The sequence below is a fragment of the Ensifer sp. EB106-03-01-XG145 genome (genome assembly GCF_058792075.1).
Genome location: NZ_JBYTEC010000065.1, coordinates 1 through 1,513, shown reverse-complemented (window position 1 = coordinate 1,513; position 1,513 = coordinate 1). Strand labels below are relative to the sequence as shown.

Sequence of the window (1,513 nt, the reverse complement as noted above, 5' to 3'; positions counted from 1 at the left end):
GTGCCGACCTGTTCGATCGTGCCCTTGCTCATGACGACGACGCGGTCGGCCAGTTCCAGCGCCTCCTCCTGGTCGTGGGTGACGAAGATCGTCGTGTGGCCGGTGCGGTCGTGGATCTCGCGCAGCCACTTGCGCAGTTCCTTCCTGACCTGGGCGTCGAGCGCGCCGAAGGGCTCGTCGAGCAGCAGCACGTTCGGCTCGACCGCCATGGCGCGGGCGAGCGCCACGCGCTGGCGCTGGCCGCCGGACAGCTGGGCGGGATAACGTTTGTCGAGGCCGGAGAGCTGCACGAGGTCGAGCAGATCGAGGGCCCGCTTGCGGATCTCAGCGGCCGGCGGCCTTCGGCCCGACGGGCGCACCTTGAGGCCGAAGGCGACGTTGTCGAGCACGGTCATGTGGCGGAACAGGGCGTAGTGCTGGAAGACGAAGCCGATGTTGCGCTGCTGCACCGTCTTTTGCGAGGCGTCCTCGTCACCGAAGAAGATCGTGCCGCCGGTCGGGCTTTCGAGCCCGGCGACGAGGCGAAGCAATGTCGTCTTGCCGGAGCCGGAGGGGCCAAGCAGCGCGATCAGCTCGCCGGAGCGGATATCGAGCGAGACGTCGTCGAGCGCCGGGAAGCGGCCGAATTCCTTGCGGATGTTGTGAACGCGCACGTCCATAGCGTTTGACCTTTCAGTGCCTGCGGCTGGCGGCGATCTCGGCGCTGTAGCGGATCTCCAGCGCCGTCTTCAAAATCAGGGTGATCAGCGCCAGCAGCGCCAGCAACGCCGCCACCGCGAAGGCGGCGACGAAGTTGTATTCATTATAGAGGATTTCGACCTGCAACGGCATGGTGTTGGTCACGCCGCGGATATGGCCGGAGACCACCGAGACGGCGCCGAACTCGCCCATGGCGCGGGCGTTGCACAAAAGCACGCCGTAAAGCAGCCCCCATTTGATGTTGGGCAGCGTCACATGCCAGAAGGTCTGCCAGCCGGATGCGCCGAGAGACAAGGCTGCCTCCTCGTCGCTGGAGCCCTGTTCCTGCATCAGCGGGATCAGCTCGCGGGCGACGAAGGGGAAGGTGACGAAGACGGTGGCGAGCACCAGCCCGGGCACGGCAAACAGGATCTGGATGCCGTGGCTCTGCAGCCAGGGACCGATCAGGCTGTGCGAGCCGAACAACAGCACGAAGACGAGGCCGGAGATGACCGGCGAGACCGAGAACGGCAGGTCGATCAGCGTCGTCAGGAAGGCCTTGCCCTTGAACTCGAACTTGGCGATCGCCCAGGCGGCGGCCACGCCGAAGACGAGGTTGAGCGGCACGGCGATGGCAGCGACGGTCAGCGTCAGGCGGATGGCCGAGAAGGTTTCGGCATCGCCGAGCGCGGCAACGAACTCGGCCGGTCCCTTGCGCAGCGCCTCGGTGAAGACGGCGGCGAGCGGCAAAAGCAAAAACAGGGCGACGAAGACAAGCGCCGTGATCGTCAGGGTCAGCCGGGCAAAGCGGCTTTCGGAGGTGGCGGCGGCCAGC

2 protein-coding genes are annotated in these 1,513 nt (G+C 66.3%); both read right to left on the bottom strand.

The genetic code is table 11. The features are described 5' to 3' along the window. Positions 1-659, bottom strand: a 659-nt coding sequence (locus AC3WWH_RS34735; RefSeq protein ID WP_492377626.1) for a sulfate ABC transporter ATP-binding protein, incomplete at its 3' end; no start/stop codon positions are given. 13 nt (positions 660-672) lie between these two features. Continuing rightward, on the bottom strand, positions 673-1,512 hold the full coding sequence (cysW, locus tag AC3WWH_RS34730; RefSeq protein ID WP_492377625.1) for a sulfate ABC transporter permease subunit CysW: 840 nt from the start codon (positions 1,510-1,512) through the stop codon (positions 673-675). Position 1,513 lies beyond the last annotated feature (1 nt).